The organism is Mesorhizobium sp. M0051 (assembly GCF_040323235.1).
Classification (GTDB): Bacteria; Pseudomonadota; Alphaproteobacteria; order Rhizobiales; family Rhizobiaceae; genus Mesorhizobium.
Genome location: NZ_JAMYUT010000006.1, coordinates 160234 through 176335 on the forward strand (window position 1 = coordinate 160234; position 16102 = coordinate 176335).

Below are 16102 nucleotides of genomic sequence, written 5' to 3' on the forward strand. Positions count from 1 at the left end.
AAGAAGAATCGGAACAAAAGGGGATCGTTCGTTCCTACGGCCGCCGAAACCCCGTCGGGCCGCCATAGAGGTAGCCGATGCGGGCGACGGCGTCGCGCAGTCCCTCACGCGACACCAGCATGGTGTGGCCGTTGGCGTGGATCATGGTGTCGGCATCGGTCATAACGGCGACATGGCCCTTCCAAAACGCCAGGTCGCCGCGCCGCAACCCTGAGAAATCAGGTCCCGGTTCCAGCGGCTCGCCGAGCGTCGCCGCCTGCATGTCGGTATCGCGCAGCACGTTCCTGCCGGCCATGCGCATCGCCAGTTGCACCAGGCCCGAACAATCGATGCCGAAGCCGGAAGTGCCGCCCCAGAGATAGGGTGTGCCGAGAAACATCTCAGCCACCGAAGCATAATCGGTGGCCACTTCACCGAGAGGCCGCAGATGACCTGCGATGACCGCCTCGCCGGAGGGCAGGACGGCATAGTGGGTGCCGCGCGTCTCGGCGGCGCCCGTCACCGCTACCGTCGATCCCATCGACAATCGTCCTGAGATCGGAAACCGCAGATCGGGTCCAGGATAGAGAAAAGTGCGTGGTGCCGAGACGATGTGCGTGGGCGCATGTGCCCGCCCGCCCAGCATGGTATCGGCGACATAGCCGACATAGCCGTCACGTTCCGCCTGGACCCATGCCCAGCCCTCAGCGACCTCGAAGACGAGGACATCGTCACCGAACAGGGCTTGCGTGTTGACACCGGCATCCGGCCGCGGCGCCTTGCGGATATCGGCCACGGCTGCAGTGATCCGCGCCGGCCGACCGGCAACGAAGCGGTCTGCGGCGACTTCGCCCTTCAGCCGAGCATCGGCAAGGTCGGAACGGAAAGCGTGAAGGCGGGCATCCCTGGCAGTCAAATCGGCAACTCTGAAATTAGATGGGTAACTCATGGGCCTTGGCGATGATATCATCGCCGAAGCGCTCGACAAAGAGAGCGCCCTCGACCGTGCGTCTGATCAGCACATTTCGCTTGTCGAGTTCGTCGCGATGGCGCGATACCAGTTTCAATGCGCCCATCGTGTCAAGCGCGCGCGTAATCACCGGCTTGGTGACGTTGAGGCGGGCAGCTAGCCCACGCACGGTATGTGGCGGCGGGTCGAGATAGATTGTGAACAGGATCGCGGTCTGGCGCATGGTCAGATCGGGTGCATCGTTGCGCACTTGCGACAGCATCACTTGCTGCCACAGTCGCAAGGCCTGGCTCGGGCGCATCGCAATCGACATCGCGCCAGCATGACGGCAAATTGTTTCGGTTCCGTTTCAGTTTCCGTAATTTGCCCGCTCTGCCTAACTCTATCAGCCAAAGCGCTTCGAGATGATCCGCTCAAGCGCGCGGATGCCTTGTGCCTCGCCGCCAGCAGGACCATGCGGGCGGTCAGCAGGGTTCCAGGCGAAGATGTCGAAATGCGCCCAGGCCACAGTCTTTTCGACAAAGCGCTTCAGGAATAGTGCCGCCGTGATCGAGCCGGCAAAACCGTCCGTGGTGACATTGTTGATGTCGGCGATCTTCGACGACAGTTTTGAATCGTAAGGCCGCCATAATGGCATCCGCCACAGCGGATCCTCGACCGCAACAGAAGCCGCCGCGAGGTCGAATGCGAGCGTTTCGTCGCCGGTATAGAATGGTGGCAGGTCGGGACCGAGCGCGACACGGGCAGCCCCGGTCAGTGTCGCCATGTCGACCAGAAGCTGCGGCTCCTCCTCGTCGGCCAGCGCCAGCGCATCGGCGAGCACCAGCCGCCCCTCGGCGTCCGTGTTGCCGATCTCGACTGACATGCCCTTGCGGCTCGTCAGCACGTCGCCGGGCCGGAAGGCGTTGCCGGCAATCGAATTCTCGACCGCCGGAATGAGCACGCGCAGCCGCACATTCAGCCCGGCAGCCATGATCATCGAGGCCAGGCCAAGCACGTTGGCGGCACCGCCCATGTCCTTCTTCATCAAAAGCATGCCGGACGACGGCTTGATGTCGAGACCGCCAGTATCGAAACAGACACCCTTGCCGACCAGCGTCACCTTCGGCGCGCCTTGCTGCCCCCAACGCATGTCGATCAGGCGCGGCGCGGCGGTCGACGCGCGGCCGACGGCGTGGATCATCGGGAAGTTCTGATCGAGAAGATCGTCGCCCTTGACCACCGAGACTCCGGCCTTGTGCCTGTCGGCAAGGGTCCGCACCGCCTTCTCCAGGTCTTCCGGGCCCATATCGCTGGTCGGCGTGTTGACCAGATCGCGGGCCAGGAAAACGCCATCGACAATACGGCGAACCCGCCCGGTATCGACGCCGGCCGGCAGGCCGAAGCGCAGCGCCTTGCCAGGCTTCTTGCCATAGCGGGTGAAGACATAGCCGCCGAGCACCAGCGCGGTTGCCGCAAGTTCCGGCTCGGCCGGCGTCGAGGCGAAATGCCAGTCGCCTTCCGGCAAGGCTTTCGACAATGCGCCGAGCGCGAGCGCGCCTTCGCCATCGCCGATACCGAAGAGGGCGCCGCCGAGCGCTCCTTTTTCGCCAGGCACGACCAGCGTCCTGCCTGCCTCGCCGGAAAAGCCATTGGCTCTTGCCCAGGCGACAGCCGCTGGCGCAAGACCGGCTGCGTCCAGACCGTCGCTGGCGACCAGATGGACCGGCAATGTGCCCGGCAGCTTCTTCTCGACGAGTTCGACAGGCATTCGATGGTCTCCGTGCGGCGGGCGCCCCGAGTCGGCGTTCTTAACTGTCCGTTAGGGTTAACAGAATATTTCTGCGAGAGGGAAGACGGCCACGCAATGGCCGCGCATGAATGGAGGCTTAGGTAGCCATGCCGACCAACAGCACGATCAACGCCAGGGGAAAGCGGCTCATCACCACGGCCTTTGCGCTGGCGCTCGCGGCGGGCGTCGCCGGTTGCGGAACCGACAAGCTCTCCACCGGCTCGATCGGGCGCACCGGAGGCAAACCGTTGGAACTCATGTCGGCCGGAGAACTGCACAATGCCACCGGCGCCCTTGGCCAATCCTACGCCAGGAACCCCAACGACAAGCGGATAGCGACCAATTATGCGGCGGCACTGCAGATGGATGGTGACGCCGACCAGTCGCTCGCCGTGATGCGCAAGCTGGCGATCGCTCTGCCGAAGGATCGTGACGTGCTTGCCGCCTATGGCAAGGCGCTGGCGGCCAACGGCCAGTTCGAGGCGGCGCTTGACGCCGTACGCCGCGCTCAGACACCGGAATATCCCGACTGGAGGCTGGTGTCGGCCGAAGCGGCCATTCTCGACCAGACCGGCCAGAAGGATAATGCGCGCCAGCTTTACCGCAAGGCGCTCGAACTCAAGCCGAACGAGCCTTCGGTGCTCTCCAACCTTGGCATGTCCTATGTGCTGGAAGGGGACCTGCGCACCGCCGAAACCTATATGCGCTCGGCCGCGCAGCAGCCCAATGCGGACAGCCGGGTCCGCCAGAACCTGGCGCTGGTCGTCGGGCTGCAAGGCCGTTTCGACGAGGCCGAGAAGATCGCCTCACAGGAACTCTCGCCTGAGCAGGCGCAGGCCAACGTCGCCTATCTCAGGCAGATGCTGGCACAGCAGAATGCCTGGAGCCAGCTCAAGGATCAGGACAAGTCAAAGTCCGCGACTAACTGAAACAACAATCCGCAAGGAAGTTGAATGAAAAAGGCCGCGCTGCATCCAGCGCGGCTTTTTCACATGTCGTACAGGGATTTGCCGCGCTGCTACTGAGATGCTGCCGGCGCCGGATGATCTCCGAAGATGCCGCGCTGACTGACCTGAATGCCGGCGGGGCCCAGAATGATGGCGAAAAGCACAGGCAGGAAAAACAGGATCATCGGCACGGTGAGCTTTGGCGGCAAGGCGGCGGCCTTCTTCTCGGCCGCATTCATGCGCATGTCGCGACTTTCGGCGGCAAGCACGCGTAGCGCATGCGCCACCGGCGTGCCGTAACGCTCGGCCTGGACGAGTGCCTGCGACACCGACTTGACCGAATCCAGTCCGGTGCGACTTGCCAGGTTCTCGTAGGCCTGCTTGCGCTCCGGCAGATAGGAAAGCTCGGCATTGGTGAGGATGAATTCTTCCGCCAGCGGCACCGATTGCGCGCCGATCTCATCGGCGACCTTGCGCAGCGCTGCTTCCACCGACATGCCCGATTCGACGCAGATCAGCATCAGATCGAGCCCATCCGGCCATGCCATCTGGATTGACTGCTTGCGCTTGGTGGCACGGTTGTTGACATAGACGACCGGTGCGTAGAAGCCGCCATACGCAACGAGGATACAGACGAACAGCCGGATGACCAATGGCTTGTCGGGCAACGCCCCGAGCACGAAGATGTAGATTGTGGCCAGCGCAAAGCCGACAAAAGGAAGTACCAGACGGAAGAAAAGAAACCGCGTCAGCGGATTCTGGCCCCGAAACCCGGCCACTTTAAGTTTCTGCAACGTGCCCTCGTCGGCGAGCGCGCGCCTCAGATCCAGCCGGTCGACAATGTTGCGCATGCCAACAGACTGTTCCTCGCGCAGGCCCTTGCGACGGCGATCCGCCTCGACGGCAAGCCGGGCGCGCTGTTTGGCACGCAATTCGTCGCGTTCCAGCGCAACGGTTTTCATGCGTGACTTGAGCTGGTTTCCGCCAAACGCCGGCAGCAAAGTGAAGACGGTCGCAAACACCGCTATTCCGACCAGTAGCGCGATCAGGAAGCTTGGATCCGTCAGGGTTTTGACAACTTGCTCGGTCATGCCAGCATCCTAGACTTCGAAGTTCATCATCTTGCGCATCACCAGGATGCCGATCGACATCCAGACCCCAGCGCAACCAAGGATCAGATTTCCGACGCTGGTGGTGAAAAGCGGCATCAGGTAGGCCGGGCTCGACAGGTAGACGAGAAAGGCGACGATGAAGGGCAGCGCACCGATGATCGCGGCGGACGCCTTTGCTTCCATCGACAGCGCCTGCACCTTGGCCTTCATCTTCTTGCGATCGCGAAGCACGCGCGAAAGATTGCCCAGCGCCTCGGAGAGATTGCCACCGGCCTGCGACTGAATCTGGATGACGATGCCGAAGAAACCCGCCTCCGTGCAAGGCATGGTTTCGGGCATGCGCAAGGTTGCGTCGGGGATCGAGAGGCCCATCTGCTGTGAATCGACGATGCGACGAAACTCGGCCTTTACAGGCTCGGGCGATTCGTTGGCGATCAGGCGCACGGCATCGTTCAGCGGCAGGCCGGATTTGACCGCGCGCACGATGATGTCGAGCGCGTTTGGAAATTCGTTGAGGAATGCCTTGACCCGACGCGCGCGACGAAACGAGACGAACCAGCGCGGCAGGCCGAGCGCCCCGGCCAGCAGCACGCCAGGCAAGGCGAGCTTCGGCGCTCCGGCCACAAAGGCGGCCATGGTCAAAACGAGGCCGCATACGGCGGAATATACATAGAAGCGCTCTACCGTGGTCTTCAGGCCGGCCTGGCGGAGTTGGACCTTCAGCGGCGGTTTCTTGACGGCGCTGTCCTTGGTTCTCTGCTTTGCGTCGAGCTCGTTGAGTGAATCCTGAACCGACTTGCGCCGCTTGGTGGCTTCCGCCGCGCGATCGCGCGAGGCCTTGACGACCGAGCGATCCGTCTCGGCGGTCCTGATCGTTTCGAGCCGCTTGCCGACCTGTTTCTCGTTGCTGATCCGAGTGAACAGAAATGCATAGGCGACGGCGCCGGCGCTGAAGCCGGCGAGTACGACAAACGCCAGTACTGTGCCGTCAAATCCAAACATTGGCTCGAACCCTTACGCCCCAAGATGCGTCAGTCAGCGCGTTTCTCCATCGCCTCGAGCGCAATGGCGAGGCGCTGCTCCTCGCCATAGTAGCGGGCACGGTCCCAGAAGTGCGGACGACCGATGCCGGTCGATACATGTTCTCCCAGCAGCCTGCCATTGGCGTCCTCGCCCTTGATGTTGTAGAGGACGATATCCTGAGTAATGATGACGTCGCCCTCCATCCCGATCACCTCGGTGATGTGGGTGATGCGGCGCGATCCGTCGCGCAGGCGTGCCGCCTGGATGATCACATCGATGGAGCCGACGACGATTTCGCGCACTGTCTTCTGCGGCAGTGAATAGCCGCCCATGGCGATCATGGATTCGATACGGTTCAGGCATTCGCGCGGGCTGTTCGAGTGGATCGTTCCCATCGAGCCGTCATGGCCGGTATTCATCGCCTGCAGAAGGTCGAACACTTCGGGTCCGCGCACTTCGCCGACGATGATGCGCTCGGGCCGCATGCGCAGGCAGTTCTTGACCAGGTCGCGCATCGTCACTTCACCCTCGCCCTCCAGATTGGGCGGGCGGGTTTCAAGGCGCACGACGTGCGGCTGCTGCAATTGCAGCTCGGCCGAGTCCTCGCAGGTGATAACGCGCTCCTCGCGGTCGATATAGTTGGTCAGGCAGTTTAGCAGCGTCGTCTTGCCCGAGCCGGTACCGCCCGAGATGACGATGTTGCAGCGAACACGACTGATGATCTTGAGAACTTCGGCGCCCTGCGGCGAGATCGCGCCGAATTTGACCAGCTGATCGAGCGTCAGCTTGTCTTTCTTGAATTTGCGGATGGTGAGCGTGGCACCGTCGATGGAGAGCGGCGGCGCGATGACGTTGACGCGTGAGCCGTCGGGAAGCCGGGCGTCGCAGATCGGGCTGGACTCGTCGACACGACGGCCAACCTGGCTGACAATGCGCTGGCAGATGTTGAGGAGTTGCTGGTTGTCACGGAAGCGAATGCCGGTCTGCTCGACCTTGCCGTTGACTTCGATGTAGACGTTCCTGGAGCCATTGACCATGATGTCGGCGATGTCGTCGCGGGCGAGCAGCGGCTCGAGCGGCCCATAGCCGAGCACATCGTTGCAGATGTCCTCGAGCAGTTCCTCCTGCTCGGCGATCGTCATCGCGAAATTCTTGATCGCGATGATGTCGTTGACGATATCGCGGATTTCCTCGCGCGCGCTTTCAGGATCAAGCTTGGAAAGCTGCGACAGGTCGATGGTGTCGATAAGCGCGGAGAAGACCTGGCTCTTGGTGTCGTAATAAGTCTCGCTCTTTTCGCGCTGTGCCCGCTTCGGCTCAGGCGCCAATGGCGGCGCCTCGACCGCACGGCGCGCCGGCGGCGCGACAGGTGAGCTTGGCGCAGCCGCAGGCCTGGCCAGAACCGCCGTGTCCGTGGAACTTGCAGCCGGCGGCGCAACAGGCGCTGGTGCTGGCGGGCGAAATTCCGGCGTGAACCGGTTGCCGTCGTCGCTACCTCTTTTACCAAACATGATCGACTACCGATTCCACTGCAGAAGCGTCACTTCTTGTTGCGCGAAAGCTTGCCGAGCAAATTGCCGAGCCCGGCCTTCTTCTTGGCCTTGATTTCGCTGCGCCCGGTCAGCACATGCGCCATTTCGTTGATCATTGCGACAACCGGGTTCTTGGCATCCATTTCGCCGAGCATGCGTCCGTTGTTGGCGGCATTGCCGAACAGCAACGGATCAAAAGCAATGACCGACATTGCCGACAGGCCGAGCGGCTCGGCGAAATCGGACGGCGAAATCTCCGGGCGCTTCGGGACGCCGGCCTGGTTGATGATCAGCTTCGGCGGCGGATCGTTGGGACGAAGCCGCTTCAGCATGTCGACGAGGTTCTTGGTGTTGCGCAGATTGGCCAGTTCCGGCGTCGCCGTGATGACGATCTCATCGGCCTTGATCAGGGTGTTCTTGGTCCAGCCCGTCCAGACATGGGGAACATCGAGAACCAAAAGCGGCACGCTGCGCTGAGCGGTGTCAACGAGCTGCGTGAAGGCCTCGGGATCGAAATCATAGACTCGATCGAGTGTCGAAGGCGCTGCCAGCAGCGACAAATGCTCGGCGCATTGAGTCAGCAGCCGGTCAAGATAGACTTCATCGATACGCTCCGGCGAAAACACCGCCTCGGCGATGCCTTGCGCCGGATCCTGGTCGAAGTTGATGTTGGCCGTGCCGAAAGCCAGATCGAGATCGGCAACGACCACTTCGGATTTGAACAGGGTCGACATCGCCCAGGCGATATTATGGGCAATCGTCGAGGAGCCGACACCACCCTTGGCGCCAACAAAGGCGATCGAGCGGCCGAGCGGCTCGGCTTCCGGATCGATGAAGATCGACGATATCACGCTGACGATGTCGGCCATCGACACCGGCGCGATCACATATTCGGAAATGCCGTTGCGGATGAGTTCGCGGTAGAGGCCGACATCATTGTAATGACCGATCACCACCACCTTCGAGGTCGGATCGCAATATTCCGAAAGCTGGGCGAGTTGCTCCAGCAATTGCTTCGGTTCGCTGCGCGATTCCAGCAGGATCAGGTTGGGCGTCGGCGCCGATTGGTAGAATTCTATTGCGGTGGGGACGCCGCCCATATGGACCTTGAGATGCGCCTTCGTCATGCGGCGGTCCTCGCCGGCGCGCTCGACCGGATTGGCAACGCCCTCGGTCTCGCAGAATGCCTGGATCGAGATGCGCGGGATCGGCCGCAATGCCTGCATCGCGGCAATATCCTGCTGCGAGGTATCGCTGCCATCCACCGGGGCATCGTAGGCAAGGTTGCTCATCGTCATGCTCTTTTCCGTGGCCTGTTCAATCCGAGACTGGCGGCTCAGTACGTCACTTCCGAATTACCGAGGAACTCGTCCGAAATGCCTCTTGCACGATAGGCATCGATCACCGCGCCGCGATTTTCAGCATCGATTGTGGAGGGCTTGCGCGGGCCGAGCAGATCGGCCGGATTGGCCATCTGGGCGGCGAGATTATTCTGATAGGAGCAGCCGAAATCGGCATAGTGCTTGTTTTCCGACGTATCGACGAGGTCGTCGGGCCAGCGTCCGCATTTGTCGGTCTGGGCTCTCACCGAGATATAGGAGATGCGAACCGGGGCGGATGTCTCGCTCGAGCCGGCCTGATAGGAGACCACGACGATGCGATTGCGCTTGATGCCACTGGCGACTGCGAGCCTGGCGAAATCACGGCCGGCCGCCGTCGCGGCAACCTCGTTGGCCGAGCCGCTCGGAACCTGGATCGTCAGCGTCGGGGCGGCGCTCTTGTCATAGCCGTCGAGAAAGCCAAGAAGCGTATCGCGCTGCGAGCCGGTCATGCCGCGGTCACCGGCCCCGACAGGCAGGTCGATCTTCTGGTTCTTCTCCGCGATCACGATTGGATGGTTCGTGCGATAGTCATCCGGGATGGCGCCGACCGTGATGCTGTCGCGATGGGCGCAGCCGGCGAGCAGCGCCGCCATTGCAACCGCCACGACCGGAACGGCTCGCCGGCTGACCTGCGAACTGCCAAAGCGCATCCTTGTGGCGATGGTGCTTGCCTTCAATGCTGACTGAGACATGTCCGCTTCCCCGCTTACTTGTAGATGAAGCCGACGACGCCGTGGTAGCGGCCGTTGGGCTTGTCGGTCTGCATGGTGCCGTAGACGCGATTGACGCGGCCGAGGAACATGGCGGCGCCGTCGCTGGCGGCGTTGAAATTGTCGTCTGGCTTGGCAAGGTCGTTGCGTGCGACCGGTTTCACCAGATAGGGCGTGATGATGATGACGAGTTCGGTCTCGTTGCGCACGAAATCCCTGCTGCGGAAGAGCGCGCCGAGCACCGGGATTTTTGTCAACCCGGGCAAGCCGTTGACGGCTTGCCTGACATCGTCGCGAACCAGGCCGGCGATCATCATGGAGCCACCAGATGGCAGTTCCACCGTGGTGTCGGCGAGACGCTTGCGAAGCGAAAGGGCGTTCATGCCGGCGCTCGTCACGCCTTCGGACAACGATACGGATCCCTCGGTTGTTGGTTCGGAAACGGAGGTTCGGACTTTCAGGCTTATGCGGCCGGGAGACAACACCACCGGCTGGAATTCCAGGCCGATGCCGTACTCGATCTTTTCGACAGTGTAGGTCTTCAACCCAGTCTGGTTGTCGGTGGATACCTTCTGGTCGACGTTTGACACCATGTTGTATTCACCACCGACCTTGAAGGTCGCCTTCTCGCCGGAAACCGCGGTCAGGGTCGGCTCCGCCAAGGTCTTCATGACCCCGGACTGCTCCATGGCGTTGACATAAGCCTGCAGCCCCGACGCGCCGATCTGAAAGCCCGAGTTCGACAGCTGCTTGCCGAGACCCATGAAATTATCGCTGATCGCGCCGTAGCTGATGCCGTTGCTGCCACCGCTGCCGACCATGTTGACGCCGAGCTGCTTCATCACCGAACGGCTGACTTCGGCCACCGTCACCTTCAGCGTGACCTGATCGTCGCCGATGATCTGGAGCAGGTTCACGATCTTGCTGGTGCGGCGCTCCTGGTCCGGATTGTTGATGTCGACACCGCTCTGGGCCGAACCGCCGGCCGCCGTCTGCGAATATTGGCCCGTCGTCGCTTCACCGCCCGAAACGAAGATCGTCGCCAGGTCGACCGCGCGTTTTGCGTCCAGCGGCGTATCGACCGTTCCGGTCAGGACGACGTTGTCATTGAGCAGTTCCACCTTGATGGCCGACGTTGGGAGGAAGCGCCTGATATAATCCTCAAGGCCGGCAACGTCGCGTTCGACGGCCAGATCCAGACTGACGATCTGCTCGCCATTCGGGCCAAAGACAAAGATGTTCGTCTCGCCGACTGCTTTGCCGAACAAGTAGATGCGCCTTGCGGTGCGGGTCACCGCATCGGCCACCGCCGGGTTGGCGACGAGAATGTCATAGGCATCGCTCGGCAAATCGATGACCACCGACTTGTTGAGACCGAGCTTGACGCGCTGGGTGGCCGTCGATGCCGTGACCTGAGCGTTCTTTGCCTCGACAACGCTGCCTTGCACATTCGTTCCGGCGAGCAGCAGGCCGAATGCCGCGGCTACAATTGCCGGCAGTTTACCACTTAGCCTCATTTCCTTGCCCCTACCTCGGAAACTTCGCCCGACTTGATCAGCCTCACCGTTCCCCTGCGGCCATTGCCGGAAACGAGATAGTCGGCCTCACCCAGATTCTTTTCCTGCGTGTCCGCGACTGCCCGCAGTGCCAGGGTCAAGCGATCGGCCATTTGTTGGGCGACAGTGATGATCTCTGCCTGCTTGGGCGTCAGTTCCAGCGTGGCCGTCTGGCCCACCCTGGTTTTCTTGCCTTCCTCATCCTCCTGAATGGTCTGGTCGATGGCCAGGACGCGGATGTTCTTGAGGATGGTCTCGGTGTTGAAACCGGCGCCAGCGGCGCTGGCATCGGCCCTGCGGGTCATGATGACATCGACGAAATCGTTCGGAAGAATGAAGCCGCCGGCCGACGTGTCGGCCGAGATAGCCGTGGCGACCGCCCGCATGCCGGAAGGCAGGATCGACGACATGAAGCTCTGCCCCTCGCCGATCAGCTTGGAACGCCGCAGAGGCTCTCCGGCATACATCGCCACACGGGCAACGGAACTCTTCAGCTTCTCCAACGCCTCGGGCTCGGCGGCGCGGGTGATGAAATTCGCATTGACGCCGTCGGCGGGCCAGGATTGCCAGGCGATGTTGCTTTCGATCGGGCTGCCCATCGGAACGTCGCCCGAAAGCACAAGCACATCCTGCAGAGCCACCGCAGGGGCCTGAGGGCCGGATTCGACGACGACCTGGGGCGGCGGTGCCACCATGTTTTTCGCGACATAGCCCGCACCACCCGCCGCGGCCACCGCCACGCTCAGAATTATCAATCGCGATGCTGGCATCTGTCCGAACCCTTGCCCTGGCAAACCACGTAGCCAAGCCGGACTTTGCAGCGGCAATCGTCAAAACAAGGTTAATGTAATGCTTACGATCGTGATTAATTTAAGGTTTACATAAATTAGCCGGATCGCGCCCTGACCGGCCAAAATGGCCGGGCCGGCCCTGTTTCGAGCCGGTTGCGGCAACGCAGGCAGGTAATAAAAAAAATCGTGCTCAGGCCGCCAGCCTTGTGAGCGCCCATACCATCAAGGGCGAATCCGGATAGGTCAGCAACCCGCCAAGGCCTAGCGCGACGCCGTAGGGAACGCCCTTTGCCTCGTCGGCGAAATGGCGCAGAAACGGATTCTGGCCGGTAACGGTCGCAAGCAACGACTTCCGGTAGATGATGATCGCGAGCGTCAGCAGGCCGCCGATGATTGTCGAGGCCACAAGATACTCGACGAGATTGACGTTGAGACCCATCCACATCGCGGTGGCTGCCAGAAGCTTGGCGTCGCCGCCGCCCATCCCGCCCATCGCAAACAAGCCAAACGTCACTGCAAGGACCAGGGCGCCGGCGGCGAAATGTCCGCCATAGGCCGCCCAGTCCATACCCGTCAGAGGCGCAACCAGCGCGAACACAACGACGAGCAGCACCGGCACGCGATTGGCGATCGTCATCGACAGCATGTCGGAGATCGCGGCAAACAGCATGCAGAACGGAAAGACGACGAAGATCAGGGCTTCAAGCATCGGCGCTATGCCTATTGTCCGAAATCACGGGCCTCAATCTAGGCATGTTCGATTAACGATTGATGAGGCCCGGAACGAAAAGACGACTAATGTTGATTGGCAGCGGCATGGAAAAAGGGCCGCCACGTGGCAGCCCTTTTCCAGAACGCAATCCAAGTGCTCGGCGACAAGGCCGATCAGCTGCCGCTCGGCGCGGTGTTCAAGGTGGTTCCGATGGCGGTGAACTTAGCGTTGAGCGAATTGCCGAGCGCGCCGGCGCCAGTGATGATGGCGAGCGCGATGAGAGCGGCGATCAGACCATATTCGATAGCGGTCGCGCCGGATTCGTCCTTCACAAAACGTGCGATGAGATTAGACATTCGAGAGCTCCTACTCCACGTGTTACAGCACTTCCGTCAACTTCTGTGATGGTCGATCGGATGCTGCCAATCTAGGGAGAAGCTCTTTCGATCGGCTTAATAAACAGCCTTACCGATTCCTTTCCCGGTTCGAACATATTGCGTGGTTAACTTCGGGCTAAAGTGCCGCCGAACCTTCCAGTCCAGGATTTGGCAGCCTTGCGGCCCGACCCGGACCATGCCTCGGGGGACCCTTGCCGACCATGACACCATTGGCAGCACCGTATGCTTAACCGTTGGTTCACCAATCTCGTTCATGTTCCGTTGATCAGTCTGCTTGCGTGGAGCGCCTCAATGGCCCAGCCGAGATCGTCAATCGTGATTGCCGCGCTTCTTGCCGCCACAACCTTCGTCGCGCCAGTCATGGCCGGCGCCGGCATCGAGGTCACGATGAACCAGGCCAAGATCGTCAAACTGTCGCGCCCCGCCGACACAATAGTGGTCGGCAACCCGGCAATCGCCGACGCTTCCGTGCAGGATGCCTCGACGATCGTGCTGACCGGCAAAGGCTTCGGCGTCACCAATCTGGTCGTGCTCGATGCGGATGGCAGCCCAATCGTCGACGAGCAGGTTACCGTCATGCGGCAGGCTGCCTCATCTGTGCGTATCTATAGGCGCGCCGAAATCCAGACAATGTCCTGCACGCCCTATTGCGAAAGCTCCTACAAGAGCGATGCGGAGAAGTCCTCCGAAGCTGAAATGAGTGTCAGTCATTAGGATGGTGCAGCTGAATGCCGTTCAGGTTATCGGCTGGTTAAGAAGCCAACGCTGACTTTAACGATCATCCAAACCGGACTTCAATCGGTTCGCGCTAATGCTCCTTCCGAGACCGCAAAGACACCGGCAGGATCAGACATGAGCATGGAATTCGGCTCCGCAGGCGAACACAAGGCGAGACGCCCAGCGTTTTTCGGCCGTTTTTTTCGCGACCGGCGCGGCGCCACGGCAATCGAATTCGCAATCCTTTCAGTCCCGTTCGCGCTGCTTGTCTTTGCCATTCTGGAAAGCTGCATCTCGTTCGCCAGCCAGGAAGTGATGGCCAACATCACCGATGATGTCGCGCGCCAATTGCGCACTGGCCAGTTGAAGGCGGCCGACGTCACCAAAGACAGTTTGACGACCACGATCTGCACAAAACTGGAGATCATGGTATCGCAGGATTGTCCCAATCAGCTGCTGGTGGATCTCCGTCAATATGCGACATTTGCAGACGCGGCCTTGGCCGGCTTCAAGATCAAGGACAACGACGTCAAGCTGACGAACGGCACCGCCGAGCAGGACTTTGTCGTTACGGGGGGGGCGGCGGGGTCGCGGAACATGCTTCGGGTCTTTTACAAATGGCCTATTATGACCGACCTGTTGGCGCAGTCGATGGGCGGCAACAAGACGCTGCATTTCGCATCGGTAACCTGGCAGAACGAGCCGTTCGACAACTGAGTTCGAGGCGGATGCACGAGCAGCAAGAAGAAAAAAGGCAATGGGCATGATGCGTGCGGGGGCACATCTTGGGATTACGGGAATTTGGCGGAAAGCAAGTCGATTCTGGTCCGATCGCCGCGGCATCGCGGCAGTCGAATTCGCCTTGATCATGCCTATTCTGCTGATCATGTATTTCCTGACAATGGAGGCGTCACAGGCCATCGAGACCAGCAAGAAGGTCAGTCGTATCGGCAGCATGGTGGCCGATCTCGTCACCCAGCAGACAAGCGTCCTCAAGGCCGACATCGACGGCATCATGAAGATCGGCTCCGTCACCCTTCAACCCTACAACCGCTCGAACCCGAGCATCACCATAACGGCAATACAGGTCTCGGCCGACGGGACGAAGGCATCGGTGGTATGGTCACGCAAGTTGGTCGCAGGCGTCGCCGGCCCCGGCGCCGCCGCGACCACGGAGACCACGGTTCCAGCATCGCTCAAGGTCGCCAACACCTTCCTCATCCGCGCCGAAAGCAATCTTGGCTACATCCCGGTCATCGCCTGGACGGCGAGCGACCAGCAAAAGCTCGGATTGACCTCGGCTTTCAGCAACATAACGATGGGCGAAACCTATTATCTGCGTCCCCGCAGAAGCGTGGCGGTTACTTGCAGCGACTGTTGAACCATGACGGCCAGGCAGTTTGCAGAACCGCTCCGGCTCTTAATCCACCGCGATTGCAGGTGAGAAGCCGTTACGCAGATTTTCCGTTTTGGAATTGCGCTACTGCTGCTGACTTCTGCCCGAGACGAAGCGCACAATAGAAGCGGCCATCTCGTAGTCCTTTGGGGCAACGGCAGCGAAGCCACCGGAATGTTTCGGTTCCAGGAGGTGGTAAATGTCCGGAGTCGTCGACCTGAGGTTGGTGAGGAACACGGTGAGCCGTCGCTTGGCTTCAGGGTCGAGATCGCTGCGCACCGCGTGGGGACCATATCTTAGCAGGCCAGACGTCCATACGACCCGAAGTTCCGCCGCTGAAAGGCCTGCCGCTTCGAGCCTTGCCTGCGTGCCCGATGCTTCCGGCTGGCCGTCGGCCGCGGCCGTCACCCAGCCGAACAGACCATCGGCCCTGCCATCGATCAGCATCGTTTCGGCTGCCGCAGCCGAGTCGGCGCGGACCAGAAACGGTGCATCTTCCGCGACCTTGCGGCCTTCTTCGGCCAACGCCACCAGTGGCAAGAGAGAACCGCCGACACTGTCAGAAGGCGCAATGGCGATGCGATGGCTCTCCATCGCCGCCAGATTGGGCAGCTTGCCGTCCCGGGTCAGCAGAACGGAGCGGATACCGGTCGCGCCGTCGGAATCGACCGCAGCCACAAGTGGCTCGATACATAAGCAGCGCTGCGAGGCCGTCGCATAGGCGGTCGCCGAATAGATCGCGTATTCGATGCGGGCATTGGCCTGCGCCTCGATCAGCGCGGCATAGTCGCGGGCAACTACAAACTCGACCTTCATGCCCAGAGCCTTGGTGTAGGCGTCAGTCAACACAGCCAGCCCCGGAACGGTATTGCCGGCGCCTGGCTCGGCAACGATGCCGATGCGAAACGTGCCGATATCGTCGCGCCAGTCGGCATGTGCCGGATTGGACCAGAGCGTGGCCTGCACCAGCATGAGAGCGGCAGTCGCCTTCAGCGCAACGCTCATGACAAAACCGCCGTCTGTTTTTCTAGACCCATGCCCATCCGACGCACCGTTGCGACATGCACTCCTTGTTTATGCCTGTCGTTGCCCAACCGCTGCGCAGC

17 protein-coding genes and 1 pseudogene are annotated in these 16102 nt (G+C 61.2%); 5 read left to right on the plus strand and 13 right to left on the minus strand.

All coding sequences use genetic code 11. The features are described 5' to 3' along the window. Nucleotides 1-34 precede the first annotated feature (34 nt). The 3 genes from NKJ90_RS08720 to NKJ90_RS08730 form a co-directional block, all read right to left on the minus strand. Nucleotides 35-928 carry a C40 family peptidase gene (locus NKJ90_RS08720; RefSeq protein ID WP_084025239.1) on the minus strand — a complete coding sequence of 298 codons (894 nt, stop codon included), beginning with the start codon at nt 926-928 and terminating at the stop codon, nt 35-37. After that, entirely contained in the window at nt 912-1262 is a 351-nt protein-coding gene (locus NKJ90_RS08725; protein ID WP_023758079.1) for a MarR family winged helix-turn-helix transcriptional regulator, read from the minus strand. Before NKJ90_RS08725 ends, NKJ90_RS08720 begins: the two co-directional genes overlap by 17 nt. A 72-nt stretch (nt 1263-1334) precedes the next feature. Continuing rightward, on the minus strand, nt 1335-2699 hold the full coding sequence (locus tag NKJ90_RS08730; protein WP_023758080.1) for a leucyl aminopeptidase family protein: 1365 nt from the start codon (nt 2697-2699) through the stop codon (nt 1335-1337). A 128-nt stretch (nt 2700-2827) separates the two neighbouring features. Here NKJ90_RS08730 and NKJ90_RS08735 point away from each other — a divergent pair, with 128 nt between their 5' ends. After that, nucleotides 2828-3649: a tetratricopeptide repeat protein gene (locus tag NKJ90_RS08735; RefSeq protein WP_023758081.1), complete on the plus strand. Its 822-nt coding sequence runs from the start codon at nt 2828-2830 to the stop codon at nt 3647-3649. An 89-nt stretch (nt 3650-3738) separates the two neighbouring features. Here NKJ90_RS08735 and NKJ90_RS08740 read toward each other — a convergent pair whose 3' ends face one another. The 9 genes from NKJ90_RS08740 to NKJ90_RS08780 form a co-directional block, all read right to left on the minus strand. After that, a complete protein-coding gene (locus NKJ90_RS08740) occupies nt 3739-4758 on the minus strand; it encodes a type II secretion system F family protein (RefSeq protein WP_023758082.1) in 1020 nt (339 codons plus the stop codon). Nucleotides 4759-4767: 9 nt separating this feature from the next. Further along, nucleotides 4768-5781: a type II secretion system F family protein gene (locus NKJ90_RS08745; protein WP_023758083.1), complete on the minus strand. Its 1014-nt coding sequence runs from the start codon at nt 5779-5781 to the stop codon at nt 4768-4770. Between the two features lie 29 nt (nt 5782-5810). Further along, nucleotides 5811-7313 carry a TadA family conjugal transfer-associated ATPase gene (locus tag NKJ90_RS08750; protein ID WP_023758084.1) on the minus strand — a complete coding sequence of 501 codons (1503 nt, stop codon included), beginning with the start codon at nt 7311-7313 and terminating at the stop codon, nt 5811-5813. A 29-nt stretch (nt 7314-7342) separates the two neighbouring features. Further along, a complete protein-coding gene (locus NKJ90_RS08755) occupies nt 7343-8632 on the minus strand; it encodes a CpaE/TadZ family protein (RefSeq protein ID WP_032907103.1) in 1290 nt (429 codons plus the stop codon). Between the two features lie 38 nt (nt 8633-8670). Next, nucleotides 8671-9408 (minus strand): CpaD family pilus assembly protein, encoded by a 738-nt coding sequence (locus NKJ90_RS08760; protein WP_023758086.1) that lies wholly within the window; start codon nt 9406-9408, stop codon nt 8671-8673. 14 nt (nt 9409-9422) lie between these two features. Next, entirely contained in the window at nt 9423-10943 is a 1521-nt protein-coding gene (locus NKJ90_RS08765; protein ID WP_023758087.1) for a type II and III secretion system protein family protein, read from the minus strand. Further along, nucleotides 10940-11752, minus strand: a complete 813-nt coding sequence (gene cpaB, locus NKJ90_RS08770) for a Flp pilus assembly protein CpaB (RefSeq protein ID WP_023758088.1) — start codon at nt 11750-11752, stop codon at nt 10940-10942. Before cpaB ends, NKJ90_RS08765 begins: the two co-directional genes overlap by 4 nt. 211 nt (nt 11753-11963) lie before the next feature. After that, complete coding sequence (locus NKJ90_RS08775) at nt 11964-12482, minus strand: A24 family peptidase (protein ID WP_023758089.1); 519 nt, start codon at nt 12480-12482, stop codon at nt 11964-11966. 176 nt (nt 12483-12658) lie between these two features. Next, nucleotides 12659-12841 (minus strand): Flp family type IVb pilin, encoded by a 183-nt coding sequence (locus NKJ90_RS08780; protein WP_023758090.1) that lies wholly within the window; start codon nt 12839-12841, stop codon nt 12659-12661. 333 nt (nt 12842-13174) lie between these two features. Between NKJ90_RS08780 and NKJ90_RS08785 the strand changes: the two genes are divergently transcribed. From NKJ90_RS08785 to NKJ90_RS08800, 4 genes and pseudogenes are all read left to right on the plus strand, one after another. Beyond that, complete coding sequence (locus tag NKJ90_RS08785) at nt 13175-13597, plus strand: pilus assembly protein N-terminal domain-containing protein (protein ID WP_023758091.1); 423 nt, start codon at nt 13175-13177, stop codon at nt 13595-13597. Nucleotides 13598-13741: 144 nt separating this feature from the next. Beyond that, nucleotides 13742-13885: pseudogene (locus NKJ90_RS08790) on the plus strand (TadE/TadG family type IV pilus assembly protein); the annotation flags it as partial. Between the two features lie 30 nt (nt 13886-13915). Beyond that, nucleotides 13916-14317, plus strand: coding sequence for a pilus assembly protein (locus tag NKJ90_RS08795; RefSeq protein ID WP_348626150.1), 402 nt, complete (start codon nt 13916-13918; stop codon nt 14315-14317). Nucleotides 14318-14363: 46 nt separating this feature from the next. Beyond that, entirely contained in the window at nt 14364-14981 is a 618-nt protein-coding gene (locus NKJ90_RS08800) for a TadE/TadG family type IV pilus assembly protein (protein ID WP_023758093.1), read from the plus strand. A 99-nt stretch (nt 14982-15080) separates the two neighbouring features. Here NKJ90_RS08800 and NKJ90_RS08805 read toward each other — a convergent pair whose 3' ends face one another. Beyond that, nucleotides 15081-16001: a phosphate/phosphite/phosphonate ABC transporter substrate-binding protein gene (locus tag NKJ90_RS08805; protein ID WP_023758094.1), complete on the minus strand. Its 921-nt coding sequence runs from the start codon at nt 15999-16001 to the stop codon at nt 15081-15083. Nucleotides 16002-16102: the final 101 nt, after the last annotated feature.

Excerpts from the sequence above, each read along its gene's own strand:
- NKJ90_RS08795 (WP_348626150.1), top strand. The coding sequence starts at position 13,916 with ATGGCCAACATCACCGATGATGTCGCGCGCCAATTGCGCACTGGCCAG.
- NKJ90_RS08720 (WP_084025239.1), bottom strand. The coding sequence starts at position 928 with ATGAGTTACCCATCTAATTTCAGAGTTGCCGATTTGACTGCCAGGGAT.
- NKJ90_RS08750 (WP_023758084.1), bottom strand. The coding sequence starts at position 7,313 with ATGTTTGGTAAAAGAGGTAGCGACGACGGCAACCGGTTCACGCCGGAA.
- NKJ90_RS08735 (WP_023758081.1), top strand. The coding sequence starts at position 2,828 with ATGCCGACCAACAGCACGATCAACGCCAGGGGAAAGCGGCTCATCACC.
- NKJ90_RS08740 (WP_023758082.1), bottom strand. The coding sequence starts at position 4,758 with ATGACCGAGCAAGTTGTCAAAACCCTGACGGATCCAAGCTTCCTGATC.
- NKJ90_RS08805 (WP_023758094.1), bottom strand. The coding sequence starts at position 16,001 with ATGAGCGTTGCGCTGAAGGCGACTGCCGCTCTCATGCTGGTGCAGGCC.
- NKJ90_RS08775 (WP_023758089.1), bottom strand. The coding sequence starts at position 12,482 with ATGCTTGAAGCCCTGATCTTCGTCGTCTTTCCGTTCTGCATGCTGTTT.
- NKJ90_RS08745 (WP_023758083.1), bottom strand. The coding sequence starts at position 5,781 with ATGTTTGGATTTGACGGCACAGTACTGGCGTTTGTCGTACTCGCCGGC.
- NKJ90_RS08785 (WP_023758091.1), top strand. The coding sequence starts at position 13,175 with ATGGCCCAGCCGAGATCGTCAATCGTGATTGCCGCGCTTCTTGCCGCC.
- NKJ90_RS08765 (WP_023758087.1), bottom strand. The coding sequence starts at position 10,943 with ATGAGGCTAAGTGGTAAACTGCCGGCAATTGTAGCCGCGGCATTCGGC.
- NKJ90_RS08780 (WP_023758090.1), bottom strand. The coding sequence starts at position 12,841 with ATGTCTAATCTCATCGCACGTTTTGTGAAGGACGAATCCGGCGCGACC.
- NKJ90_RS08755 (WP_032907103.1), bottom strand. The coding sequence starts at position 8,632 with ATGACGATGAGCAACCTTGCCTACGATGCCCCGGTGGATGGCAGCGAT.
- NKJ90_RS08760 (WP_023758086.1), bottom strand. The coding sequence starts at position 9,408 with ATGTCTCAGTCAGCATTGAAGGCAAGCACCATCGCCACAAGGATGCGC.
- NKJ90_RS08725 (WP_023758079.1), bottom strand. The coding sequence starts at position 1,262 with ATGTCGATTGCGATGCGCCCGAGCCAGGCCTTGCGACTGTGGCAGCAA.
- cpaB (WP_023758088.1), bottom strand. The coding sequence starts at position 11,752 with ATGCCAGCATCGCGATTGATAATTCTGAGCGTGGCGGTGGCCGCGGCG.
- NKJ90_RS08730 (WP_023758080.1), bottom strand. The coding sequence starts at position 2,699 with ATGCCTGTCGAACTCGTCGAGAAGAAGCTGCCGGGCACATTGCCGGTC.
- NKJ90_RS08800 (WP_023758093.1), top strand. The coding sequence starts at position 14,364 with ATGATGCGTGCGGGGGCACATCTTGGGATTACGGGAATTTGGCGGAAA.